Source organism: Pseudomonas sp. S04 (assembly GCF_009834545.1).
Classification (GTDB): domain Bacteria; phylum Pseudomonadota; class Gammaproteobacteria; order Pseudomonadales; family Pseudomonadaceae; genus Aquipseudomonas.
Genome location: NZ_CP019427.1, coordinates 1,725,638 through 1,750,564 on the forward strand (window position 1 = coordinate 1,725,638; position 24,927 = coordinate 1,750,564).

At 60.1% G+C, this 24,927-nt stretch carries 21 protein-coding genes; 8 read left to right on the top strand and 13 right to left on the bottom strand.

Annotated features, from left to right (window positions below):
* Positions 1 to 52: 52 nt before the first annotated feature.
* From PspS04_RS07590 to gcl, 7 genes are all read right to left on the bottom strand, one after another.
* Positions 53 to 877: an ion transporter gene (locus PspS04_RS07590; RefSeq protein WP_159994428.1), complete on the bottom strand. Its 825-nt coding sequence runs from the start codon at positions 875 to 877 to the stop codon at positions 53 to 55.
* Positions 878 to 898: 21 nt separating this feature from the next.
* On the bottom strand, positions 899 to 1,813 hold the full coding sequence (locus tag PspS04_RS07595; protein WP_159994430.1) for an urea transporter: 915 nt from the start codon (positions 1,811 to 1,813) through the stop codon (positions 899 to 901).
* 163 nt (positions 1,814 to 1,976) lie between these two features.
* Complete coding sequence (gene pyk, locus PspS04_RS07600; protein WP_159994432.1) at positions 1,977 to 3,392, bottom strand: pyruvate kinase; 1,416 nt, start codon at positions 3,390 to 3,392, stop codon at positions 1,977 to 1,979.
* Positions 3,382 to 4,662, bottom strand: a complete 1,281-nt coding sequence (locus tag PspS04_RS07605; protein WP_159994434.1) for a glycerate kinase type-2 family protein — start codon at positions 4,660 to 4,662, stop codon at positions 3,382 to 3,384. Before PspS04_RS07605 ends, pyk begins: the two co-directional genes overlap by 11 nt.
* Before the next feature lie 173 nt (positions 4,663 to 4,835).
* On the bottom strand, positions 4,836 to 5,726 hold the full coding sequence (locus PspS04_RS07610; RefSeq protein WP_159994436.1) for a 2-hydroxy-3-oxopropionate reductase: 891 nt from the start codon (positions 5,724 to 5,726) through the stop codon (positions 4,836 to 4,838).
* A gap of 110 nt (positions 5,727 to 5,836) precedes the next feature.
* Positions 5,837 to 6,619: a hydroxypyruvate isomerase gene (gene hyi, locus PspS04_RS07615; RefSeq protein WP_159994438.1), complete on the bottom strand. Its 783-nt coding sequence runs from the start codon at positions 6,617 to 6,619 to the stop codon at positions 5,837 to 5,839.
* A 154-nt stretch (positions 6,620 to 6,773) separates the two neighbouring features.
* Positions 6,774 to 8,549 carry a glyoxylate carboligase gene (gene gcl, locus PspS04_RS07620; RefSeq protein ID WP_095169938.1) on the bottom strand — a complete coding sequence of 592 codons (1,776 nt, stop codon included), beginning with the start codon at positions 8,547 to 8,549 and terminating at the stop codon, positions 6,774 to 6,776.
* Positions 8,550 to 8,817: 268 nt separating this feature from the next.
* Between gcl and PspS04_RS07625 the strand changes: the two genes are divergently transcribed.
* Positions 8,818 to 9,258 carry a GlcG/HbpS family heme-binding protein gene (locus tag PspS04_RS07625; RefSeq protein ID WP_095169937.1) on the top strand — a complete coding sequence of 147 codons (441 nt, stop codon included), beginning with the start codon at positions 8,818 to 8,820 and terminating at the stop codon, positions 9,256 to 9,258.
* 211 nt (positions 9,259 to 9,469) lie between these two features.
* Positions 9,470 to 9,928: an REP-associated tyrosine transposase gene (locus tag PspS04_RS07630; protein ID WP_159994440.1), complete on the top strand. Its 459-nt coding sequence runs from the start codon at positions 9,470 to 9,472 to the stop codon at positions 9,926 to 9,928.
* 127 nt (positions 9,929 to 10,055) lie between these two features.
* Here the strand turns inward: PspS04_RS07630 and PspS04_RS07635 are convergent, their stop codons facing one another.
* Positions 10,056 to 10,661: a TetR/AcrR family transcriptional regulator gene (locus PspS04_RS07635; protein WP_095172017.1), complete on the bottom strand. Its 606-nt coding sequence runs from the start codon at positions 10,659 to 10,661 to the stop codon at positions 10,056 to 10,058.
* 133 nt (positions 10,662 to 10,794) lie between these two features.
* On the opposite strand from PspS04_RS07635, the gene PspS04_RS07640 reads away from it, so the two are divergent.
* A complete protein-coding gene (locus PspS04_RS07640) occupies positions 10,795 to 11,709 on the top strand; it encodes a DUF808 domain-containing protein (protein WP_159994442.1) in 915 nt (304 codons plus the stop codon).
* A gap of 68 nt (positions 11,710 to 11,777) precedes the next feature.
* On the opposite strand, the gene PspS04_RS07645 is transcribed toward PspS04_RS07640, so the two are convergent.
* Positions 11,778 to 12,566 (bottom strand): MlaA family lipoprotein, encoded by a 789-nt coding sequence (locus PspS04_RS07645; RefSeq protein WP_095172020.1) that lies wholly within the window; start codon positions 12,564 to 12,566, stop codon positions 11,778 to 11,780.
* Positions 12,559 to 13,857, bottom strand: a complete 1,299-nt coding sequence (locus tag PspS04_RS07650; RefSeq protein ID WP_095172021.1) for a serine/threonine protein kinase — start codon at positions 13,855 to 13,857, stop codon at positions 12,559 to 12,561. Before PspS04_RS07650 ends, PspS04_RS07645 begins: the two co-directional genes overlap by 8 nt.
* Before the next feature lie 223 nt (positions 13,858 to 14,080).
* Between PspS04_RS07650 and PspS04_RS07655 the strand changes: the two genes are divergently transcribed.
* Positions 14,081 to 14,449: a hypothetical protein gene (locus PspS04_RS07655; RefSeq protein ID WP_159994444.1), complete on the top strand. Its 369-nt coding sequence runs from the start codon at positions 14,081 to 14,083 to the stop codon at positions 14,447 to 14,449.
* Between the two features lie 33 nt (positions 14,450 to 14,482).
* Here the strand turns inward: PspS04_RS07655 and PspS04_RS07660 are convergent, their stop codons facing one another.
* Positions 14,483 to 16,078 (bottom strand): glycoside hydrolase family 17 protein, encoded by a 1,596-nt coding sequence (locus PspS04_RS07660; RefSeq protein ID WP_095172025.1) that lies wholly within the window; start codon positions 16,076 to 16,078, stop codon positions 14,483 to 14,485.
* 287 nt (positions 16,079 to 16,365) lie between these two features.
* On the opposite strand from PspS04_RS07660, the gene PspS04_RS07665 reads away from it, so the two are divergent.
* The 4 genes from PspS04_RS07665 to PspS04_RS07680 all read left to right on the top strand — a co-directional run bounded on the left by PspS04_RS07665 (position 16,366) and on the right by PspS04_RS07680 (position 21,533).
* The gene (locus PspS04_RS07665) at positions 16,366 to 17,214 is read left to right on the top strand and encodes a glycine betaine ABC transporter substrate-binding protein (protein ID WP_159994446.1); all 849 of its coding nucleotides are present in this window, start codon (positions 16,366 to 16,368) and stop codon (positions 17,212 to 17,214) included.
* Between the two features lie 218 nt (positions 17,215 to 17,432).
* Complete coding sequence (locus PspS04_RS07670) at positions 17,433 to 17,744, top strand: DUF485 domain-containing protein (protein WP_095143815.1); 312 nt, start codon at positions 17,433 to 17,435, stop codon at positions 17,742 to 17,744.
* A complete protein-coding gene (locus tag PspS04_RS07675) occupies positions 17,741 to 19,399 on the top strand; it encodes a cation acetate symporter (protein ID WP_159994448.1) in 1,659 nt (552 codons plus the stop codon). Before PspS04_RS07670 ends, PspS04_RS07675 begins: the two co-directional genes overlap by 4 nt.
* A gap of 581 nt (positions 19,400 to 19,980) precedes the next feature.
* Positions 19,981 to 21,533, top strand: a protein-coding gene (locus PspS04_RS07680; RefSeq protein WP_194240661.1) for an IS3 family transposase whose coding sequence is annotated in 2 segments (ribosomal slippage) — positions 19,981 to 20,443 and positions 20,443 to 21,533 — 1,554 coding nt in all. Because the reading frame shifts where the segments join, the coding sequence is not laid out codon by codon here.
* Between the two features lie 250 nt (positions 21,534 to 21,783).
* Here the strand turns inward: PspS04_RS07680 and PspS04_RS07685 are convergent.
* Both PspS04_RS07685 and gltA read right to left on the bottom strand, forming a co-directional pair.
* Complete coding sequence (locus PspS04_RS07685; protein WP_159998750.1) at positions 21,784 to 23,088, bottom strand: IS4 family transposase; 1,305 nt, start codon at positions 23,086 to 23,088, stop codon at positions 21,784 to 21,786.
* A gap of 261 nt (positions 23,089 to 23,349) precedes the next feature.
* Positions 23,350 to 24,639, bottom strand: coding sequence for a citrate synthase (gene gltA / locus PspS04_RS07690; RefSeq protein ID WP_095167530.1), 1,290 nt, complete (start codon positions 24,637 to 24,639; stop codon positions 23,350 to 23,352).
* Between the last annotated feature and the right edge of the window lie 288 nt (positions 24,640 to 24,927).

Genomic DNA, 24,927 nt, shown 5'->3' on the forward strand with positions numbered 1-24,927 from the left:
GTCGACTATAGCCGGGGCTCTATAGCTCTTTAAAGATTAAAAAGTACTTTGCTTATTCGATTTTCTTAAATAGCGCATTACCGCAACGTGAGCAGAACGCTGCGCCGTGCTCATGGCTGTTTTTCTTGCACACCGGGCAGTCGTGTTGCAGTTGCTCGCCGCGCATGGCGTTGGCCAGTTCTGCGGTAAAGATGCCCGTCGGCACGGCAATGATCGAGTAACCGGTGATCATCACCAGCGAGGAGATCACCTGGCCCAGGGGCGTCTTGGGCACGATATCGCCGAAGCCCACGGTGGTCAGGGTGACGATCGCCCAGTAGATGCCCTTGGGGATGCTGGTGAAGCCGTTCTGCGGGCCTTCAATCACGTACATGAGGGTGCCGAACACCGTCACCAGGGTGCACACGCTGACCAGGAACACCACGATCTTCTGCTTGCTGCCGCGCAGCGCCGCCATCAGGTAGTTGGCTTGCTTGAGGTAGGGGCTGAGCTTGAGTACGCGGAAGATCCGCAGCATACGGATGATGCGGATAATCAGCAGGTACTGGGCGTCGCTGTAGTACAGGGCGAGTATCCCCGGCACGATCGCCAGCAGGTCGACCAGTCCATAGAAGCTGAACGCATAGCGCAACGGCTTGGGCGAGCAGTACAGGCGCAAGCCGTACTCGATGGCGAAGATCAAGGTGAAGCCCCACTCGATGTAGGCCAGCACGTTGGCATAGTCGCGGTGGATGCTGTCGATGCTGTCGAGCATCACGATCACCAGGCTGGCGAGGATGATCAACAGCAGGATGCCGTCGAAGCGCCGTCCGGCCTGGGTGTCGCTCTGGAACACGATGACGTGAAGTTCTTCGCGCCAGTTTCTGCTGCTGTCCATGGAAAACGCCTGAATCGATGATCAGCGCAGCCTAGGTTGATTCTCCTCCAGAGTGCAAGGCGTATGGGCGACAGCGGTCTTCGCAAACATTTGCACGGCGCTGCGCAGCAGCCAGCAGGCAACAATGAACGGCGCGGTCAACGTGGGCAGGCCGATGGCGGCAAACAGCGGTGTCAGCAACAAGGCCAAGGTTATGCCGAGCAGCGGCAACCACGGTTGCTGGCGTTGCGAACTGAGGGCGAGGGCGGCGAGCACGGCGTTGTAGCCACCGAGGCCGAGCAATGCGCTGTAGAAGTCGTGATGCAGCATGCTCCAGCCCATGCCCGCGACAGAGGCCAGCAATGCCCAGCAGAAGGCGCGGCGGTCGGCGATCAGCAATCCGCCGGCAATCAGCGCACCGGCCAGCGGATGCCCGAGGAACATCACCTGGCCGATTCCTTTGAAGGGGGCTGCGAGCATGTTCAGCGAGTTGACTTCGATCAAGTGCGCGGTTGTCGGGGGCGTGGCGAAACACAGCAGCAGCCAGCTCAGTACGACGAAGGGGGTGGTGTAGGCCGGCAGGTATTGGCTGACCCGCACCCGTTTGAGCCACTGTTGCGTGATCATTGCGCTCAGGCCGCCGGCGGCCAGGATCAGTGGTGGCAGCAGCGCCGACCAGGGGAAATACAGGCTCAGCAGCAAGCCGAGCAAGACCCCGTTGTAACTGAAAAGCCCGGCCTGGCGATCGGCCTTGGCATAGTTGCGGCGTTGCGCGGTGAGCAGTCCCGCGACCCCGCCCAGTAGCGCGCCGCCCAGCAAGGCCGGTGCGGTAAACAGGATGGCGCAGAGGCACAGCAGGCCGCACAGCGGATTGCGCTGGAGGAAGATCTGGCTGAAGCCGTTGAGCAGCGCAGTCGCCCAGTCGGGGCAGTGGCTGTTGAAGTGGTTGGCAGGCATGGCAGTTCTGCAAGGTCAAAGGGAGCGAATTGGTCGAGCGTGACCCCGGCTGATCGCCAGCAGGCTGGCTCCCACACTGAATCTTGGTTCAGTCTTGATTCTGAGATCGACCCAAAACCAATGTGGGAGCCAGCCTGCTGGCGATGGGGCCGGTATGGGCGCTCTAGATCAATGTCTCGATACGCAACGAGTTAGTCGATCCCGGCTGGCCGAAAGGCACACCGGCGGTGATCAACAAGGTATCGCCGCGCTGGGCCATGCCTTGGGCCTGGGCGATTTCCAGCGCGGTGGAGCAGACCTCGTCGACTTGGCGCAAGCGGTCGTTGACCACCGAGTGCACGCCCCAGGCCACGCTCAGGCGCCGTGCAGTCGACAGGTTCGGGGTCAGGTTGAGGATCGGCACAGCCGGCCGCTCCCGCGCCGCGCGCAAGCTCGAGCTGCCCGACTCGCTGTAGTTCACCAGGACCGCCACCGGCAGGATGTTGCTGATGCGGCGGATGGCGCAGCTGATGGCGTCCGAGGTGGTGGCTTCGGCTTTCGGTCGGCTGACGTCGAGTTGCGCCTGATAGTCCGGGCCGCTTTCGACCTGACGGATGATCTTGCTCATCATCTGCACGGCTTCGAGCGGGTATTCACCGGAGGCGGTTTCCGCCGACAGCATTACCGCGTCGGTGCCTTCGGCCACGGCGGTCGCGACATCGGTGACTTCGGCGCGGGTCGGTGCCGGGGAGAAGCGCATGGACTCGAGCATCTGGGTCGCCACCACCACCGGCTTGCCCAACTGGCGGCAGGTGCTGATGATGTCTTTCTGGATCTGCGGCACGCTTTCGGCCGGCACTTCCACTCCCAGGTCGCCGCGGGCGACCATGATCGCGTCACTCAGCTCGGCGATTTCGCGCAGTTGCTCGACTGCCGAAGGCTTCTCGATTTTCGCCATCAGGAACGCCTTGTCGCCGATCAGGGCGCGGGCCTCGCGGATGTCCTCGGGACGCTGGACAAAGGACAGGGCCACCCAGTCCACCCCCAGTTCCAGGCCGAAGCTCAGGTCACGACGGTCCTTGGCGGTCAGCGGGCTGAGGTCGAGCACCGCTTGCGGCACGTTGACGCCTTTGCGATCCGACAGCTCGCCGCCGTTGAGCACCGTGGTGTCGATGGCGTCGGCGTATTTACTGACCACCCGCAGGCGCAGTTTGCCGTCGTCCAGCAGCAGGTCCATGCCCGGCTCCAGCGCCGCGATGATTTCCGGGTGGGGCAGGTTGACCCGGCGGGCATCGCCCGGCGTCGGATCGAGATCCAGGCGCAGGGCCTGGCCACGCACCAGTTGCACTTTGCCTTCGGCGAACTTGCCGACCCGCAGCTTCGGACCTTGCAGGTCCATCAGGATCCCCAGTGGGTAATTGAGCTGGCGCTCGACTTCGCGGATCCACTGGTAGCGCTGGGCGTGGTCGGCATGATCGCCATGGCTGAAGTTCAGGCGAAAGATGTTGACCCCAGCCAGTACCAGTTCGCGGATGTCTTCGATGCCGTCGGTGGCAGGCCCCAGGGTGGCGAGGATTTTGACCTTTTTGTCAGGCGTCATGTTTTGGGTTCTCGAGGATCAGGATGGCGCGGAAGTCATTGACGTTGGTGCGCGTCGGCTCGGTGACGATCAGGGCGTCGAGCGCGGCGAAGTAACCGTAGCCATTGTTGTTGTCCAGCTCGGCGCTGGCGCTCAGACCCAGGGCGGCGGCGCGGGCGTAGCTGTCCGGGGTCATCAGGGCGCCGGCGTTGTCTTCGGAGCCGTCGATGCCGTCGGTATCACCGGCCAGTGCGTAGACGCCTGGCAGGCCCCTGAGGCTGTCAGTCAAGCTCAGCAGGAATTCGGCGTTACGCCCGCCGCGGCCATTGCCGCGCACGGTCACGGTGGTCTCGCCACCGGACAGGATCACGCACGGCGCGGCAAGCGGCTGGCCGTGCAGCACCACTTGGCGGGCAATGCCGGCGTGGACCTTTGCCACCTCGCGGGACTCGCCTTCCAGGTCCCCGAGGATCAGTGGGCTGAAACCGGCCTGGCGGGCTTTCACTGCCGCGGCTTCAAGGGATTGCTGGGGGCGGGCGATCAGTTGGAAATGGCTGCGGGCCAGGCTCGGATCACCGGGTTTTACCGTTTCCGATTCGGGGCTTTGCAACCAGGTGCGCACCGAAGCCGGAACCTCGATGGCGTAACGCTTGAGAATGTCCAGGGCCTGGCCGGAGGTGCTCGGGTCGGCCACGGTCGGGCCGGAGGCGATCACGGTGGCGAGGTCGCCCGGGACATCGGAAATGGCATAGGTGTACACCGTGGCCGGCCAGCAGGCTTTGCCCAGGCGGCCACCTTTGATGGCGGAGAGGTGCTTGCGCACGCAGTTCATCTCGCCAATGGTCGCGCCGCACTTGAGCAGGGCCTTGTTGATGGCCTGCTTGTCGGCGAGGGTGATGCCGGCTGCGGGCAATGCCAGCAAGGCCGAGCCGCCGCCGGAGAGCAGGAAGATCACCCGGTCGTCTTCATTCAGGTTGCTGACCAGTTCGAGTACACGCTTGGCCACGGCCAGGCCGGCGGCATCGGGCACCGGGTGGGCGGCTTCGACCACTTCGATTTTTTCGCAGGGCGCGCCGTGACCGTAGCGGGTGACGACCAGCCCGGACACTTCACCCTGCCAGCAGCGCTCGACCACCTGGGCCATGGCGGCCGCGGCTTTGCCGGCACCGATGACGATGACTCGACCGCTGCGGTCTTTGGGTAGATGAGCTTCGAGGACCTGTTGCGGATGGGCCGCGTCGATGGCGGTGGCGAACAGGTCGCGCAGGAATTGTTGCGGATCGACCGACATGGCGGGCTCCCGGAATTCTTGTTATTGGGATGGAACGAACACGTGTGGGCAGCTCGGGCCCTGGTGGGAGCTGGCTTGCCTGCGATTCAGGCGACGCGGTTTATCAGGTAAATCGCGGCGATTCCATCGCGGGCAAGCCCGCTCCCACAGGGAGAGCGGGTGGCACCAAAGGCTTATTTATCGCGAATCGAGAAATTCGCCATGTGCTCCAGGCCCTTGATCAGCGCCGAGTGGTCCCAGTTGCTGCCACCGATGGCCGCGCAGGTGCTGAACACTTGCTGGGTATTGGCGGTGTTGGGCAGGTTGATGTTCAGTTCCTTGGCGCCTTGCAGGGCCAGGTTCAGGTCCTTCTGGTGCAGGCTGATGCGGAAGCCTGGATCGAAGGTGCCCTTGATCATGCGATCGCCGTGGACCTCAAGGATCTTCGAGGAGGCAAAGCCACCCATCAGTGCTTCGCGAACCTTGGCTGGGTCGGCGCCGTTCTTCGAGGCGAACAGCAGGGCCTCGGCCACGGCCTGGATATTCAGCGCAACGATGATCTGGTTCGCTACCTTGGCGGTTTGACCGTCGCCATTGCCGCCGACCAGGGTGATGTTCTTGCCCATGGCCTGGAACAGCGCGAGGGCGCGTTCAAAGGCATCGGCATCGCCACCGACCATGATGCTCAGGGTCGCAGCCTTGGCACCCACTTCACCGCCGGACACCGGGGCGTCGAGGTACTGCGCGCCTTTTCCATTGATCCGTGCAGCGAAGGCTTTGGTTGCGGTTGGCGAGATCGAGCTCATGTCGATCACTACTTTGCCTTTGCCAACACCGGCTGCAATGCCATCAGCACGAAACAGCACGTCCTCGACCTGAGGGGTATCGGGGACCATGACGATGATGAATTCAGCTTCCTGGGCGACTTCTTTCGGGTTCGCCAGGGCGACGGCGCCAGCAGCGATCAGATCGGCAGGGGCGGCGTCGTGGTGTTGCGAAAGGAACAGGCTGTGCCCGGCTTTCTGCAGGTTTGCCGCCATTGGGTGGCCCATGATGCCGGTGCCGATAAATCCGATTTTAGCCATGAGAAAATCCTCTTGTTTTTATTGCTGCTGCAAACAAATGGGCAACTGCTGCTCTAGGTAGGAGCGAGCTTGCTCGCGATAGCGGCCTCGCTCCTACATGGGGAGCAGCGTTAGATTGCGTTGTGGGTTTTCAGCCAACCCAGGCCTGCTTCAGTGGTGGTCAGCGGCTTGTATTCACAGCCAACCCAACCCTGGTAGCCGATGCGGTCCAGGTGTTCGAACAGGAAGCGGTAGTTGATCTCACCGGTGCCCGGCTCGTTGCGGCCCGGGTTGTCGGCCAGCTGGATATGGTTGATCTCGCCCAGGTGCGCCGCCATGGTCCGGGCCAGGTCGCCCTCCATGATTTGCATGTGATAGATGTCGTATTGCAGGAACAGGTTGGCACTGCCCACTTGCTCGCGAATCGACAACGCCTGCGCGGTGTTGTTCAGGTAGAAACCCGGGATGTCACGGGTGTTGATGGCTTCCATCACCAGCTTGAGGCCGGCTGCTTGCAGCTTTTCGGCGGCGAACTTGAGGTTGGCGACGAAGGTTGCTTGCACCGTGGCATCGTCGACGCCCTGTGGGCGAATGCCGGCCAGGCAGTTGACCTGGGTGTTGCCCAGCACTTTGGCGTAGGCGATGGCCAGGTCGACACCGGCGCGGAACTCTTCCACGCGATCGGGGTGGCAGGCGATCCCGCGTTCACCCTTGGCCCAGTCACCGGCCGGCAGGTTGAACAGCACTTGGGTCAGGCCGTGGGCTTCCAGCTGGGCCTTGATTTCGGCGGAGCTGAAGTCGTACGGGAACAGGTATTCGACGCCACTGAAACCGGCCTTGGCGGCCGCTTCGAAGCGGGCAAGAAAATCCTGTTCAGTGAACAGCATGGACAGGTTGGCTGCAAAACGCGGCATGGTGGACTCCTGTAAATCTCTGGTGAGCGTTCCCGGATCCCTGTGGGAGCGAGCTTGCTCGCGATAGCGGTGTGTCAGTCGACATGGATACTGAATGGCAGTCCGCAATCGCGAGCGAGCTCGCTCCCACAGGATGCGAGAACGATCCTACAAATTAATCGAGCATCGAAATCGCGGTCGGCGCGTCGTTGCCGACCAGCGCCAGGTCTTCGAATTCGTTGACGGCGTTGATCTCGGTGCCCATGGAAATGTTGGTCACGCGTTCCAGGATAATCTCGACGATCACCGGCACTTTGAACTCCTCGATCAGCGCTTGCGCCTTGCGCAGGGCAGGGGCGATTTCGGCGGGTTCGAAGACCCGCAGGGCCTTGCAACCCAGGCCTTCGGCAACCGCGACGTGGTCTACGCCGTAGCCGTTGAGCTCCGGTGCGTTGAGGTTGTCGAAGGACAGCTGCACGCAGTAGTCCATGTCGAAACCGCGCTGCGCCTGACGGATCAGGCCCAGGTACGAGTTGTTCACCACGACGTGGATGTACGGCAGTTTGAACTGCGCGCCCACCGCCAGTTCTTCGATCATGAACTGGAAGTCGTAGTCGCCCGAGAGTGCCACAACCTTGCGGCTCGGGTCAGCCTTGACCACCCCCAGCGCCGCCGGAATGGTCCAGCCCAGTGGGCCGGCCTGGCCGCAGTTGATCCAGTGGCGCGGCTTGTAGACGTGCAGGAACTGCGCGCCGGCAATCTGCGACAGGCCAATGGTGCTGACGTAGCAGGTGTCTTTGCCGAACACCTGGTTCATCTCTTCGTAGACGCGCTGTGGCTTGACCGGCACGTTGTCGAAGTGAGTCTTGCGGTGCAGGCTGGCCTTGCGCTGCTGGCAGTCCTGCAGCCAGGCGCTGCGGTTTTTCAGTTTGCCGGCTGCGTGCCACTCACGAGCAACCTCGATGAACACGGTCAGCGCGGCGGCGGCGTCGGAGACGATGCCCAGGTCCGGGGTGAACACACGGCCGATCTGGGTCGGTTCGATGTCGACGTGAATGAACTTGCGACCTTCGGTGTACACGTCGACCGAACCGGTGTGGCGGTTGGCCCAACGGTTACCGACGCCCAGCACCACGTCGGACTTGAGCAGGGTGGCGTTGCCGTAGCGGTGCGACGTCTGCAGGCCAACCATGCCGACCATCAACGGGTGATCATCGGGGATCGTGCCCCAGCCCATCAGGGTCGGAATGACTGGAATACCGGTCAGCTCGGCGAACTCCACCAGCAGCTCGCTGGCGTCGGCATTGATGATGCCACCACCGGCCACCAACAATGGACGCTCGGCTTGATCGAGCATGGCCAGGGCTTTTTCCACCTGCACGCGGGTCGCGCTCGGCTTGGCCAATGGCAGCGGTTGGTAGGCATCGATGTCGAATTCGATCTCGGCCATCTGCACGTCGAACGGCAGGTCGATCAGCACTGGGCCTGGACGGCCGGAGCGCATTTCATAAAAGGCCTTCTGGAACGCGTAAGGCACCTGGCCCGGTTCCATGACGGTGGTCGACCACTTGGTCACCGGCTTGACGATGGTGGTGATGTCGACAGCCTGGAAGTCTTCCTTGTGCATGCGGGCGCGGGGTGCTTGCCCGGTGATGCACAGAATCGGGATCGAGTCGGCCGAGGCGCTGTAGAGCCCGGTGACCATGTCGGTACCGGCAGGGCCGGAGGTGCCGATGCACACGCCGATGTTGCCGGCCTTGGTGCGGGTGTAGCCCTCGGCCATGTGCGAGGCGCCTTCAACGTGGCGAGCGAGGACGTGATCGATGCCGCCGACCTTTTGCAAGGCGGAGTACAGCGGGTTGATTGCGGCTCCCGGGATGCCAAAAGCGGTATCAACCCCTTCACGGCGCATCACCAGAACGGCGGCTTCGATTGCTCTCATTTTGCTCATGGTTTTGTGCCTCTTTACGTTTTGTAATTGTATACAAGTGGCTTTGCGCAGAGTGTATTCACGGCGGATGGCGCAGGTCAATCCATTTTCTCAAGCGCTTGTTTCATTCGGCAAAAGCCCATAAACACTGTGGCGTTTCGTCGCATGAGGCGCTTTTCGAAAATTATTGTATACAAAAAAATACTTCATTGTGTTCTATTTGTTGCATCGGACTGCGGCACCCACCCGCGTCCCACGGCTTCGTGAAAAACAATATGAGGACGGCACCATGAGCGCTCTAACCTTGAAAGTCGCAGTCAACCTGGCCAGTCAGGCCATTGCCGCGGGACGTGCCATTACGGCAGCGCCCCTGACCATCGCAGTACTGGATGCCGGTGGGCATCTGATCACCCTGCAGCGTGAGGACGGCGCCAGCCTGCTGCGCCCGCAGATCGCCATCGGCAAGGCCTGGGGCGCGATCGCACTCGGCAAGGGCTCGCGCCTGTTGGCACTGGACGCCCAGCAACGCCCCGCCTTCATCGCCGCGCTTAATAGCCTGGGGCAGGGCAGTGTGGTGCCGGCGCCGGGCGGGGTGCTGATTCGTGATCAGCAGGGCAATGTGCTGGGAGCCGTGGGCATCAGCGGGGATCTGTCGGATATCGACGAGCAGTGCGCGATCAATGCGATCGAGGCGCTGGGGTTGCGGGCGGATGCGGGGGTAGCGGCTTGATCTGCGGCGGCTGATCGATCGCTATCGCGGGCAAGCCCGCTCCCACAATGATCGAAGGTGCCCACATATTTTATGTACACCATCAGACCCTGTGGGAGCGGGCTTGCCCGCGATGGCTATCGACGGGACACATCCAGCTAAAGGTCCGCATGATCATCCAGCGCTTCCGGGGCTAGCCTTCTCATGACTTCATCATGAGAGTGGCAAAGGAATGCCTGATTCACCTGCTTCACATCGTCTACGCACGGGTCGCTATGCCGAACCCAATCGAATCTATTTACTGACCACCAATACGCTTGGCCGAGAACCGGTTTTCGCCGATTACGCTTTGGGCAGATTGGTAGTGCATCAATTTCGGAAGGCGCAAAGCCTGGGATTGGCAAACTCATTGGCTTGGGTTGTCATGCCTGACCATTTCCACTGGTTGGTGGAATTGGAGAAATGCTTACTCAGTAGTCTGATGCGGCAAACCAAATCACTGACTACGCGGGAGGTGAACCTTTCCACAGCCAGGCACGGGCCACTCTGGCAGCAGGGCTATCACGATCGAGCACTGAGGCGAGATGAGGATCTGGTGAAGATGGCGCGGTATGTTGTTGCCAACCCATTGCGCGCTGGGCTTGTAAAGCGTCTTGGCGACTATCCTTTGTGGGATGCGATTTGGGTCTGATCCACTCCCAGTTGCCGCCATCGCGGGCAAGCCCGCTCCCACAGGGATATGTGTGGCTCACAGAATTTGAATTCTACAGGGAAACCTGTGGGAGCTGGCTTGCCAGCGAAGGCCGCGCAGCGGTCTATCAGTCCGGCTCGCAGCCCTTGAGCACCAGGCGGATGATGGTCTGCGCGGCGGCTTCGTAGTCTTCTTCGTCGAGCTTGGCCTTGCCGGTGACGGCGGAGATCTGCCAGTCGAAGTCGGCGTAGGTCTGGGTTGCGGCCCAAATGCTGAACATCAGGTGATTGGGGTCGATCGGGGCGATCTGGCCGCGGTCGATCCAGGTCTGGATGCACTCGATATTGTGCTTGGCCTGGCCGTTGAGCTGTTCGACCAGGTCGGCGCTCAGGTGCGGTGCGCCGTGCATGATCTCGCTGGCAAACACCTTGGAGGCAAATGGCAGGTCACGGGAGATGCGGATCTTGGAGCGGATGTAGCCGCTGAGCACCTCGCTGGGTACGCCATCGGCGTTGAACGGCGTCGAGGCCTGCAGGATCGGCTCGATGATGCTTTCCAGAACCTCGCGGTAGAGGTTTTCCTTGGACTTGAAGTAGTAATAGACGTTGGGCTTGGGCAAACCCGCCTTGGCCGCGATGTCACTGGTTTTGGTCGCAGCGAAGCCTTTGTCGGCAAACTCTTCACTGGCGGCACGCAGGATCAGTTCTTTGTTGCGCTCGCGGATAGTACTCATAAACCAAGGTGTTCCTTGCCGATACTGGCGGTCGCGCATGGTAGCACCGGCCTTGCGCAGCGCTCAAGAATGCCCATTGCCCCGATGGCAGGCTATGCTGCGCAACATCCATTCCCGAAGGAAACCATGAGCCATGGCAGGAAGTAGTTTGTTGTTGCTGATCGACGATATCGCCGCCGTGCTCGATGACGTCGCGCTGATGACCAAGATGGCCGCGAAAAAGACTGCGGGCGTGCTTGGCGACGACCTGGCGCTCAATGCCCAGCAGGTCAGCGGCGTGCGGGCCGAGCGGGAAATCCCGGTGGTCTGGGCGGTGGCCAAGGGCTCGTTCATCAACAAGTTGATCCTGGTGCCCTCGGCGCTGGCCATCAGTGCGTTCGTGCCCTGGCTGGTGACGCCGCTGTTGATGCTCGGCGGCGCCTACCTGTGTTTCGAGGGCTTTGAAAAGCTGGCGCACAAGTTTCTCCACAGCCCGGCGCAGGATCAGGCCGAGCATGCGCAGTTGGTCGAGGCGGTCGCGGACCCGGCGGTCGACCTGGTGGCGTTCGAGAAGGACAAAATCAAGGGCGCAGTGCGTACCGACTTCATTCTCTCGGCGGAGATCATCGCCATTACCCTGGGCACCGTGGCGGATGCGCCGCTGACCCAGCAGGTGATCGTGCTGTCGGGCATTGCCCTGGTCATGACCATCGGCGTCTACGGCCTGGTGGCGGGTATCGTCAAGCTCGACGACCTGGGCCTGTGGCTGACCCAGAAGCCTTCGCCGATTGCCAAGGGCATCGGCGGCGCGATCCTGCGGGCCGCGCCATACATGATGAAAAGCCTGTCGGTGATCGGCACTGCGGCGATGTTCCTGGTCGGTGGCGGGATCCTGACCCACGGCGTACCGGTCGTGCATCACTGGATCGAAGGCGTGAGCCAGAGCGTTGGCGGCTGGTCGTGGATCGTGCCGAGCCTGCTCAATGCGGTGGCCGGGATTGTCGCGGGGGCGGTGGTGTTGGCGGGGGTGATGGTGGTGAGCAAGATCTGGAAATCTGTCAAAAGCTGATGCTGTGGGTGGAAAATCAAAAAGGCCATTCGATCTGCATCGAATGGCCTTTTTTATCACCGCAAACGTTACTCGGCGATCTGCAGCTTGCGTGCTTCGGTGTACACGTAGCGGACCTTCTCGTACTCGAACGGCGAGTTCATCTGACCGTAGCGGAAGTTGGTCTGGTAGCGTTTGTCGACGCCGCGCAGGATCCAGACTTCCGGATGGTTGGAGCTGACTTCAGCCACGTTGAGGAAGTTGATCGCCGACTCTGCGCTGTAGTCCACCACCAGCCCGCCGGTATCGCGCAGGTTGGAAGGCCCAAGGATCGGCAGCATGAAGTAGGCGCCACCCGGAACGCCGTAGAAGCCCAGGGTCTGGCCGAAGTCTTCGCTCTGACGCGGCAGGCCCATGGCGGTCGCCGGGTCCCACAGGCCGGCGATGCCGATGGTGGTGTTGAGCAGCAGGCGGCCGGTGGTCTCCAGCGAGCGCTGGCCCTTGAGTTGCAGCAGGCTGTTCACCAGGTTGGGCACGTCGCCCAGGTTGTTGAAGAAGTTGCTGACGCCGGTGCGCAGGAAGCTTGGGGTGATGTAGCGGTAGCCGTCGACCACGGGCAGGAATACCCACTGATCGAAGCGGTAGTTGAAGTGGTAGACCCGACGGTTCCACGACTCCAGCGGGTCATAGACGTTCAGCGCACTGAGGGTCGAGCGCTCGAATTCGCGCTGGTCCAACCCTGGGTTGAACTTGAGTTTGGTCAATGGCTCGGTAAAGCCATCCGGGTCGACCACTGTGGGTTCGTTGGCCTTGCTGTTGTCGGCATTGGCATAGCCTGCGCAAAGTAACGCGGCGAGAAGCAGGAGAGGTTTAGCCACGGAAAAACTCCAGCATGGCGTCGGCGTTGACGCGGTAGTTGAGGTTGCCGCAATGGCCGCCGTGAGGGTAGACCGTCAGGCGGTCACCAAAAGTCTTGCGCAGGAAGCCGAGGTCGCCAGGGCCGAGGATCACGTCGTCGGCGTTGTGCATGACGGCGATTTTCGGGCTGGCTTGCAGGTAATCCTTGAGCGCGTAGAGGCTGACCTGGTCGATCAGTTGCAGCAGGCTGCCACCGTCGGTGCGGGCGCGCCACATCGGGATCACCTGCTCGGTGAGGTAGCAGTCGAAGTCGCATTGCAGTGCACGCTTGAGGAACGGCGTGAGGCTGGTGCCTTCGGTGATCGGGTACTTGGGCGGAGTGATCAGGCCACGACGGTTGACCAGGTCCGAGGTGTAGGCGATGTCGGCCGCGGAGAAGCGGAACGAGGTGCCGATCAGCATGGCCATCTGTTCGTTGGTCAGGTGCTGCTTGGATTGCTGGAAGTCGTAGAGCAGGGCGTCGTTGAGGTCGATGTAGCCTTTTTGCTGGAAGTAGCGGGTCAACTTGTTGAGCACCAATTCATAGAAGGTGGTGCTGGTGTTGATGCCCTTGACCTCGGTTTGCACCAACTTGTCCAGGTTGGTGACGGAGGTGTAGAGGTTGACCGGCGGATTGAGCAGCAGGACTTTCTTGAAGTTGAAGCTGCGTCGGGTTTCGTCCAGATGAGCAACAAATGCCGCGTCCAGGGCGCCGAGGCTGTAGCCGGTGAGGTAATAGTCGGTCACCGGTAGTTTCGGGTTCTGCGCGCGTACCGCTTGCATCACGCGGTACAGGTCTTCGGCATCTTCCTTGGTTACGCCCGGGGTGGCGAAGCGCGACGCTGCGCTGATGAAGTCGAAGCTGGTGGGCGAGGACAGTTGGACGACGTGGTAGCCGGCCTTGTAGTACAGGCGCTTGAGGTATTCGTTGAGGCTGCTGTCGTAGCGGGCGCCGGTGCCGGCGATCAGGAAGATCAGCGGTGCCGCGTGATCCTGGGTGGCCATGCGATAGGTGAGTTTCTTCACGGCCCAGAAGTTGTCCGGCAGTTCGAACTGACGTTCCGGGCGCAGGGTCAGGCTGTGATCCGATTGGTTGATGTCTTCGTCCAGGGGCAGCTCTGGCCTAAGGTCCGGAGGTGTCGTGGCAATAGTCGCTTCAAACGGGTTGGTAAGCGGGTAGCCATAACTGGCGGCATCGATATCTGCCGCCAGTGCGGACGCACTCAGGATAAGGCCGCCGAAAACGGCAGCGAAGCGCAAGGAACGGAGCATGACTAAATCCCTTAGAGGAAGGTGCCTAATGAAGTTTGCAGGCTATGACCACAGGTTATGCGCCAAAGTGCCATGGATCGGCACCAAACAGGCCTTATGGTGGGTAATAGTAGCTGGACGATACACTTTGCCAGTAATTGATGACCAGATTTCTGTTGATCTTCCTTGCGCCGTTTCGCGGGAGGATTAAGCTGGGCGCCGTTTTTGCCTATCGGAGTGCTTCATGTCCAGCCGTTTTCCCGTGATTTTGCTGCTCATCGTCCTGCCGTTGTGGCTGGCCGCCAGTTATGGCGCGCGTTATGGCTTTATGGAAGATGCCCAGTGGGTGGGGATTTGTGTCGACGAGGCGAATCGCTGGCAATGCCAGTTACGCGCAAACCTGGGGCTGCTGATTCACTTCAAGGTCATGGGCTGGGGCGCATTGGCGGCGGCGGTGCTGGGGTTTGTGCTGCCGGGTCGTGCTGGCTGGTGGCTGGCGGTGTTGGCGCTGGTACTGGGCTTTCCCGCATTGGCCTTGTACAACACCGGCCTGGCGGTGTTTGCGGTGGTGATTGCGGGGTTGCGGTTGGTCAGGGCGCCGCGTGGCGCCTGACTAATCGAATCGCGGGCACAGGACTGCTGAAAATCAACCGCGGCGTACCCGCAGGCTGCGCCACAGTGCAGCCACCAGCAAGCCGCTGACCAGCGCCCAGCCCCAGGCCTGCTGGTTGAGCAGTCCTTCACGGTACAGCTGTGGGGCGATCCCGGCACCGATGATGAACGCCAGCAAGGCGATTTCGCGGCGCGGTGCGCTCACCGGGCGAATCAGGTAGACCAGTGCCGGCAACAGCAAGGCGGCGCTGGGGAAGCTGCGATAGCGGGGTTCGAACACCAGCCCCAGCATCATTACCGCGCCCGCAAAGCCGGTAGCAGCCAGTAACCAGCCTGCACGTCGTTGCAGTGCCTCAAACGCGCGCTCGCGCCAACCGGTGCGGGTGCTCAGGCTCAGCGCCGCGTGGGCCAGGACCAGCAGGTTCAGCGCGACCAGCAGACCGGCCCACAGCCATTCATCGAGCGAGCGGCTGGTGACTCGCGCCAGTTCCCCCCAGGTACCGATAGAACAGGCCGCCACGGCGCCCAGCAGCGGCAGCACCAAGGCTGCACGGGTGCTGCGTACGCGACCACCGAGCAACAGCGTGGCGAGGAAGATCAGCCCGCCCACCGCCAGCCATTGTGGCCAGAGTGGCAGGTTGCTGACCGGGCCTGCGAGGACATTCTTGTCCTGGCGATCGGCATCGAACAGACCCCAATAGCCGCCCACCGCGCCTTCGCTGCCACGTTTCCACGGCTGGTCGAAGGCTTCGATCAGGTTGTAGTGCCAGCCTTGCTGCTCGGCCATGGCGACAAAACCGCGGATGAAGCGCGCTTCGTTGACGCGGCTGGGCAGGGCAGTCTCACGCTGGCGACCTTCGCTGGGCCAGCCGGTTTCGCCGATCATCACGTCCTTGGGCGCGAAGCGGTTGCCGAACACCTGGCGCACTTGGGCAACATGCTGCAAGGCGGCATCGATATTGGAAGGGTCATCCTCCCAGTACGGCAGCAAGTGGATAGTCAGGAAATCCACTTCGGGGGCGATCTGCGGGTGCTGGAGCCAGAATTCCCAGACGTCGGCGTAGGTCACCGGTTGCTTGACGTTCTGCTTGACGTGCTTGATCAGCTTGGCCAATTGCGGGCCGGTGATTTCCTTGCGCAGCAGCGCTTCGTTACCGACGATCACCGCCGAAACCACGTCCGGGTTGGCATTGGCCTCGGCAATCAGCAGCTCGATTTCCTTGGCGGTGTCCACCGGGTTGCTGTTGACCCAGGCGCCGATCATCAGCTTCAGGCCATGTTTGCGCGCCAGTGCCGGCAGTGCTTCCAGGCCGGTCACCGAGTAGGTACGAATGCATTCAAAGCGGGTTGCCAGCAGGGCCAGGTCGGCGTCCATGCGCTCGGGGCGCAGGTTGAACGGCTGGTCGAACGGCGACTGGTCCTTGTCGAAGGGGGTATAGGAGGCGCACTGCAGTTTGTGCGTGGCGCTGGCAACGTCCGGCAGCAGCACCGGTTGGCCAAGGCCGTACCAGTAGCCGCCGAGGGCAAACAGGCCGAGCAGGCAGGCAAATGCATAAGCTAAAAAAGGAAAACGCGCGGTGGCGGGCATGGTCAGACCGTCTGGGAGCAAAGCCGCGCATCTTACCTGCATTTACCGGCGGTCTGGGCGTTAGGTGGTTTTGCCATGCAAGGTTCGGGCGGGATCGGCCGGGGTTTTACCGATGGCTGTCGTTACTGGCTTTCTGATGTCGTTTCTCGCTGCCTTGAGGTCGCTGACAGAGCAGGTCCTCTTGGGCGCGAGGTTGATGATCGAAGCATCAGTACTCCGCTGATGTTCGAACGATTTTGCGGTGAAGCGTGATGGGGGCGCTGTGCACCATAACAATACGTTGACGCCGCTCGGCATCCGTCGGGCGCAGCACTTTCGGGGAAGTAACGATGAAGATGCGACGACTCTTAGGCGCCAGTGCCGTTCTGGCATTGGCGATGGGCTCTACTCTGGCGACAGCCGACAGCAAAACCCTGAGCATCGGCTATGTCGACGGTTGGTCCGACAGCGTGGCGACCACCCATGTGGCGGCGGAAGTGATCAAGCAGAAGCTGGGCTACGACGTGAAACTGCAGGCCGTGGCGACCGGGATCATGTGGCAGGGTGTGGCCACCGGCAAGCTCGATGCCATGCTCTCGGCCTGGTTGCCAGTGACCCATGGTGAGTACTGGGCCAAGAACAAGGACAAGGTGGTCGACTACGGCCCCAACTTCAAGGACGCGAAAATCGGCCTGATCGTGCCGGAGTACGTCAAGGCTGTCTCGATTGCCGACCTCAAGACCGACACTACCTTCAAGAACAAGATCGTGGGCATCGATGCCGGTTCAGGGGTAATGCTCAAGACCGACCAGGCCATCAAGGACTACGGCCTCGATTACAAACTGCAAGCCAGTTCCGGCGCCGCAATGATTGCCGAGCTGACTCGCGCCGAAGACAAGAAAGACTCGATTGCCGTGACCGGCTGGGTGCCGCACTGGATGTTCGCCAAGTGGAAACTGCGTTTCCTTGAAGATCCAAAAGGCGTGTATGGCGCGGCGGAAACCGTCAACAGCATCGGCAGCAAGGGCCTGGAAGCCAAGGCGCCGGAAGTGGCCAAGTTCCTGCACAACTTCCAATGGGCTTCGAAGGACGAAATTGGTGAAGTAATGTTGGCGATTCAGGATGGTGCCAAGCCTGACGCAGCGGCCAAGGATTGGGTCGCGAAACACCCTGAGCGCGTCGCCGAGTGGATCAAGTGATTTGATTCGACGCGTCTAGTCAGCATCTTCCAGGCCCGTTTGGCATTTTTGCCAAGCGGGCCTTTGTGTTTCTGGCGCTAAAGCAGTGGTTTTTATGTCCGGGGCAAATTGGCGAAAGCGACATCTGGTTCTAAGACTAAGGTCGTCTGGAACCTCTCCTTGAGCCGCATAGAGTGGATAACGTTCCAACTAAAATCTGTGCTGCGAGGATAAAAACAATGAACGACAGCATTTACCTCTCGATTCAAAACAGCCCGCGCTTCAAGGAGCTGGTTCGCAAACGAGAAAAGTTCGCCTGGATTCTCTCGGCGATCATGCTTGGGCTGTACTCCGGATTCATTCTTCTGATCGCTTACGGGCCGCACGTACTGGGGGCAAAAATCAGCCCTGAGTCGTCGATCACCTGGGGCATTCCGATTGGTGTGGGGCTGATTGTGTCGGCCTTCATCCTGACCGGTATCTATGTGCGACGCGCCAACGGCGAGTTCGACGATCTGAACAATGCAATTCTGAAGGAGGCCAAGCAATGATCCGGCGTCTATTGGCTCTATTGAGCGTTGCAGCGTTCGCGCCGGGTGCCTGGGCGGCTGACGCCCTGACCGGTGAGGTGGCCAAACAGCCGCTGAACATTCCTGCAATCCTGATGTTCGTGGCCTTTGTCGGCGCTACGTTGTGCATCACCTACTGGGCCTCGAAGAAAAACAACTCGGCGGCCGACTACTATGCGGCGGGCGGCAAGATCACCGGTTTTCAGAACGGCCTGGCGATTGCCGGCGACTACATGTCGGCAGCGTCCTTCCTGGGGATTTCCGCGCTGGTGTTCACCTCCGGCTACGACGGCCTGATCTATTCGATCGGCTTCCTGGTGGGCTGGCCGATCATTCTGTTCCTGATCGCCGAGCGTCTGCGTAACCTGGGTAAGTACACGTTTGCCGACGTGGCGTCCTACCGCCTTGGGCAAACCCAGATCCGCACCCTGTCTGCCTGCGGTTCGCTGGTGGTGGTGGCGTTCTACCTGATCGCGCAGATGGTCGGTGCCGGTAAGCTGATCCAGTTGCTGTTCGGCCTGGACTACCACGTTGCGGTGATCCTGGTCGGTGTGCTGATGTGTATGTACGTGCTGTTCGGCGGCATGCTGGCGACTACCTGGGTGCAGATCATCAAGGCGGTGCTGCTGCTGTCCGGTGCCTCGTTCATGGCGCTGATGGTGATGAAGCACGTCAACTTCGACTTCAACATGCTGTTCTCCGAGGCGATCAAGGTTCACCCTAAAGGTGAAGCGATCATGAGCCCGGGCGGCCTGGTGAAAGATCCGATTTCTGCGTTCTCGCTGGGTCTGGCTCTGATGTTCGGTACTGCTGGCCTGCCGCACATCCTGATGCGTTTCTTCACAGTGAGCGACGCAAAAGAAGCGCGTAAGAGCGTGCTGTACGCGACTGGCTTCATTGGTTACTTCTACATCCTGACCTTCATCATCGGCTTCGGCGCGATCTTGCTGGTGAGCACCAACCCGGCCTTCAAAGATGCTGCTGGCGCGCTGTTGGGCGGCAACAACATGGCGGCGGTGCATTTGGCCAACGCGGTTGGCGGTAGCATCTTCCTGGGCTTCATCTCGGCAGTGGCGTTCGCGACCATTCTGGCAGTAGTCGCGGGTCTGACCCTGGCCGGTGCTTCGGCGGTGTCCCATGACCTGTATGCCAGTGTGATCAAGAAGGGCAAGGCCAACGAGAAGGATGAGATTCGTGTTTCGAAGATCACCACTATCGCTTTGGCGGTGCTGGCGATTGGCCTGGGTATTCTGTTCGAAAGCCAGAACATTGCGTTCATGGTGGGCCTGGCCTTCTCCATTGCGGCCAGCTGTAACTTCCCGGTGCTGCTGCTTTCCATGTACTGGAAGAAGCTGACGACTCGTGGGGCGATGATTGGTGGCTGGTTGGGGCTGATCAGTGCCGTTGGCTTGATGGTGCTTGGGCCGACCATCTGGGTGCAGATCCTGCATCACGAGAAGGCGATCTTCCCTTACGAGTACCCGGCGTTGTTCTCGATGATTATTGCGTTTGTCGGGATCTGGTTCTTCTCGATCACTGACAAGTCGGCGGCTGCGGACAAAGAGCGGGCGCTGTTCTTCCCGCAATTTGTGCGTTCGCAGACTGGGCTGGGGGCGAGCGGGGCGGTTTCGCATTGATGGTTTGATGGTTTTGTAATGTTGTGCTGAATGCCCCGGTTGAGAGATCGGGGCATTTTTTTGTGGGCGGTTATCGGGCTTTGGTGTGTTTTTTATTGGGTGTATATCCGTTGCTGCGGTTAGGGCTGCTTAGGGTTTCGCCCTTACGGCGACTCACTTTTTTTCAAACGCCAAAAAAAGTAAGCAAAAGGCACTTGCTCCTACGTCCGGCCCGCTCGCTGGGGCTCGGGGTCCCTTCGCTCCGGGATCGATCCGGGCGCAGCGCCTACGGTTTGCTTCGCTGCACCTCCTCTCGCTGTGTTTGGCTTCGCCAAACGGTCGCTGCGCTCCCACCCCCGGATCAATCCCTCCACTCAGCCTTCCGACGTCGCCTTACAGATCAAGATCAAGAGCAGGCGAGCTGACACTCGGCCTATTGAGTGGTGAGGGGCTCTTGATCTGGCTTGTGATCTTGCTTTGGCTTTGGCTTCGGCTTTTGATCTTTTGCCCCATCGGCAGGCCGAGCGAAGGCCCCCGGTGTCAGGGTAGTTGTCGTGTCCTCCGCTTTTTAAAAGTATTCCGGGGGCGGCAAGAGTAAGGTCATGCCTTTCTATTCAGAAGAACGCAAAGCTGCGTTGTTGAAAATGATGCTTCCGCCCCTGAGCCTTTCAGCGTCGGAGGTCGCGCGCCGTGAAGGTTGTAGCGACATGTCTCTTCATTATTGGCGTAAGCAAGCTGCTGCCAGAGGTTCCCAGTTGTCCGAAAACAAGCAGTCGCCTGAAAATTGGTCTGCCGAATCCAAGCTCATGGCAGTCATCGAATCATCAGCTTTGTCGGAGCTGGAGCTGAGTGAGTATTGCCGTCGCAACGGTATTTTCCCTGAGCAAATTGATGGCTGGCGCAAAGCTTTCATTGCCAACAGTACTAATCATTCAGCGCTGAAAAAAGGAATCGCTGGGGAGACCAAGGAGGATAAAAAGCGGATTCGGGAACTGGAGCGCGAGCTGCGCCGAAAGGATGCAGCACTGGCTGAAACAGTCGCATTGCTGGTGCTGCGAAAAAAGCTCAATGCCTACTGGGGGAGCGACGACGAGGTCAATTGACCTTGTTGCCAGAACGGCATCTTCTCGTCGACTGGCTCAACGAAGCCATCACGGCGGGCGCCCGCAGGGCGCCTGCGTGTCTAGAAGTCGGTATTTCGCTACGCACGCTACAGCGCTGGAGCCTGCCCGAAGCAATGTTGGCAGATGGGCGCACCACGACGGTGAGGCCAGTGCCGAGTAACGCCCTGAGTGATCTTGAGCGCCAAGCTATCCTGGTCTTGTGCAACAGCAAGGCCTACGCACATCTGCCACCGAGCCAGATCGTGCCACGGCTCGCTGACGAGGGACGTTACATGGCATCGGAGGCAACCTTTTACCGAGTGCTGCATGCGGCAGATCAGCAGCATCATCGTTCCCGCGCCAAACGCCCGCATCGCCATGAAGCACCCACCACTTACGCGGCGACAGCCGCCAATCAGGTGTGGTCTTGGGATATTACGTACCTGCCGTCGCCGGTTCGTGGGAAGTTTTACTACCTCTATTTGATCGAGGATATCTACAGCCGAAAGGCCGTGGGCTGGGAAGTTTACGAGGCAGAAAGCGGTGAAAAAGCAGCCGTCCTACTGCAACGAAGTGTCACTCGAGAGAAGTGCTGGCGTCAGCCGCTGGTGCTTCACTCGGACAATGGCGCACCGATGAAATCGGTGACGTTACTGACCAAGATGTACGACCTGGGTATCACGCCATCGAGAGGAAGACCTCGGGTAAGCAACGACAATCCTTACTCGGAGTCGCTGTTTAGAACGCTGAAGTACTGCCCGCAGTGGCCGCAGGATGGATTTAGCAGCCTGGATGACGCGCGTATCTGGGTGAGGAATTTTATGGCCTGGTACAACACCGAGCATCGTCATAGCCGAATCCGCTTCGTGACACCCGCCCAGCGCCACGAGGGAAATGACCGGGAAATCTTGGCCCGGAGGGCGGCAATCTATGGGCAAGCGAGAGAAAAAAGGCCTGAAAGATGGTCAGGTGAGACACGCAACTGGAACCCAATCGGGACGGTGTATCTCAACCCCGAAAGGGAGCTGACAGTTGTCGTGAAGGTCGCCTAGCAAGACGGGCGACACGACAACTACCTTGAAAAACGCCGAAGGTGTTCATCGGGGGTAGGCGCGCAGCGCCGTGCGGCGTAGCCGCATTCATCGAGAGGAGGTGCAGCGAAGCAAACCGTAGGCGATGCCCCCGGATGGACACCGTAGCGAGGGAACACTGAGCCTCAGCGAAGTGCCGTACGCCAGGGGCAAAGCCTTTTGCTTACTTTTCGGCGTTTGGAAAAGTGAGCCGCTGTAAAAGCCAGCCCTTTCAAGGTCTTTTGACTTTAGCGGCCTTGAGCACCCGATCCGTCGACACGTGGGCATTCGCGGCTTTGCCTTCAAGCCACTCCTTTGGTTTGGGCACCTTCGGACCTCGTTTACTCTTGACGACCGCTTTGGGCTGGATGTTTCGAGCGAGTGCAAGCAGATACTGAGCCAGCCCTCCTGCGGGGATCGGAATGGATGAGTGTTCTGCTGGCAGGGCTATTTGCATACCCTCGTAACCGCTGCGTACCTGTACCGTCAGGTGGAAAATCGATGCTTCCCAATCGTCGGGCAGGGTCTGGCGATGAGCCTGTTCAACGCTGTGCTTGAGCACGGCCAAGACGTTGTAAGCCAACACGGCCGACGCAAATCCCAGCAGGGCGGCCTTAGGGTTGCCCAAGGTTTCGATTTCGCTGTCCAGCACCGATTCCAGACGCTGGAACATCCCTTCGATGCTCCAGCGACGGCGGTACAAATCGGCGATTTGCTCGGCACTGATGGAGTCGGGCAAGTTGCTCCAGAACAACAGCGTGGTGTCGCCAGATTCGGTGGGGTTTTGCAGATTCAGTTCGACACGCCGCCACTGGCGACCACCTTTGACCTCGATGATTTGCTCGCGCACGCTGCCTACCCCGACCGCGACAGACTCCTGCCAGTCGCTTTCCTTAAGTAGACGTGGATGCTTGCTCGGTTCGCGAATGATGAACGAGGCTCCGGACTCTTCGCAGGCGTCCATGACGGGGAGCGTGCAATAGAGTCGATCAGCCATCCACAGCTGCCCCGCACAGGCTTTTTCCAGCAACGGCAGAACGCTGACGCGCTCACTGGCATAGGTATCTTCACAGGGCTGAAGATCGACGACCTGATCCAGATCGGGGTCGTAAACCACTACTGAAAAACCAGGCCGGGCGGCCCCTCGTTCACGGCGCAAAGCGCCCAGGCGTTTTTCGCTGGAAGGCAGGTGATTGCCGTCGACGACCCGCAGTTGCCAGCCAGGCAAAATGGCTGAGTGCCCCAGCTCTTTTATCGTCGGGGCCAAGCGCTCTGCGCTGCCGGTGACCAGGGCGCGCAGCAGCGCAGGTTCTGTGCGGCTGACCTTGTCATACAGCGCCGCCAAGCTGACGGGAAGATCCTCCATCTGCCGTGCAGCAGCATGTAGCGATGGTCGCAAGCCCAATGAAACAAGGGACATCAGTTCAACGATGGTTGAGAACAGAAGCTCACGCGGGTATTGCCGCTGACGATGTTCTTCGAACACCTGATCGACCCATGTGGCAGGAACAGCCTGCTCCAGTATCACTCTGGTCATGACACTGGCCGGTGTTTTTTTCTCAAACCGCGCTAGAACTTCTGCCCACATCGCTTTCGTCACCCTGACTGGAGTTTTGGGGGATTTTATCAAAGACCTTGAAAGGGCTGGCTGTAAGAGCGAAACCGCCAGCGGCAGCACCCTAAGAAACGGATATGCCCCCAACCCCAAAAAATACCAACCCCAGCACAAACAAAAACGGCCCCTATATAAATAGAGGCCGTTCCCGGTACAACTTAAGACTTCATCGCAAGACAAATCTTATTTGCGGTCTTCCAGCTTGGTAATGTCACGCGACTCGTAGCCGGTGTACAACTGGCGCGGGCGGCCAATCTTGTACGGGCTGGAGAGCATTTCTTTCCAGTGCGAGATCCAGCCGACAGTACGTGCCAGGGCGAAGATCACGGTGAACATGCTGGTTGGAATGCCGATCGCCTTGAGGATGATCCCCGAGTAGAAGTCGACGTTCGGGTACAGCGAGCGTTCGATGAAGTACGGGTCGGTCAGGGCGATCTCTTCCAGGCGCATGGCCAGTTCGAGTTGCGGATCGTTGTTGATCCCCAGCTCCTTCAGTACTTCGTCGCAGGTCTGCTTCATTACAGTCGCGCGAGGATCGCGGTTCTTGTAAACGCGGTGACCGAAGCCCATCAGTTTGAACGGATCGTTCTTGTCCTTGGCCTTGGCGATGAACTTGTCGATGTTCGAGACATCGCCAATTTCGTCAAGCATGGTCAGTACCGCTTCGTTGGCGCCGCCGTGAGCCGGGCCCCAGAGTGCGGCGATGCCGGCAGCGATACAGGCAAACGGGTTGGCACCCGAGGAGCCTGCCAGGCGGACGGTGGAAGTCGATGCGTTCTGCTCGTGGTCGGCGTGGAGGATGAAGATCCGGTCCATGGCCTTGGCGAGTACCGGGCTGATCGGTTTGATCTCGCACGGGGTGTTGAACATCATGTGCAGGAAGTTTTCCGCGTACGACAGGTCGTTGCGCGGGTACATCATGGGTTGGCCCATGGAGTACTTGTAAACCATCGCTGCCAGGGTTGGCATCTTGGCAACCAGGCGGATCGCGGAGATTTCGCGATGCTGCGGGTTATTGATGTCCAGGGAGTCGTGGTAGAAGGCCGAAAGAGCGCCGACTACGCCGCACATGACCGCCATCGGGTGGGCGTCGCGACGGAAGCCGTTGAAGAAGGTCTTCAGCTGCTCGTGAACCATGGTGTGGTTCTTCACGGTGCCGACGAACTGGGCCTTTTGCTCTGCGGTCGGCAGTTCGCCGTTGAGCAGCAGGTAGCAGGTTTCCAGGTAGTCCGACTTTTCAGCCAGTTGTTCGATCGGGTAGCCGCGGTGCAGCAGGATGCCGTTATCGCCGTCAATATAGGTAATCTTCGACTCGCAAGAAGCGGTCGACATGAAACCCGGGTCAAAGGTGAAGCGGCCCGTGGCGGTCAAGCCCCGGACGTCGATAACATCGGGACCAACGGTGCCGGTTAAAATGGGCAGCTCGACGGGGGCTGCGCCCTCGATGATCAACTGCGCTTTTTTGTCAGCCATGTGGCCTCCTATTTATGCTTGAAATCATCAGACAGACCCCCCACGCAGGGCCCGCACCACTATAGTGAGATAAATTCGAATGTCAATTTGCCTAAAGTCTTGCCCCAGAAGGCTTTAACCACACTTTTTCCTCGAAATTGCCTGCCATTTACGCCTTTTATCCTGCTTGCGCAATCAGCTATTAGGGGAAGGTGTTTGCGTTGTCATTAGTAACCTAACTGTCTATACTCGGCAGCCGACCGCCAAGGGCTTTTGGGCCTGTTTTGATGGGGGTCGCATCCCTGGGTG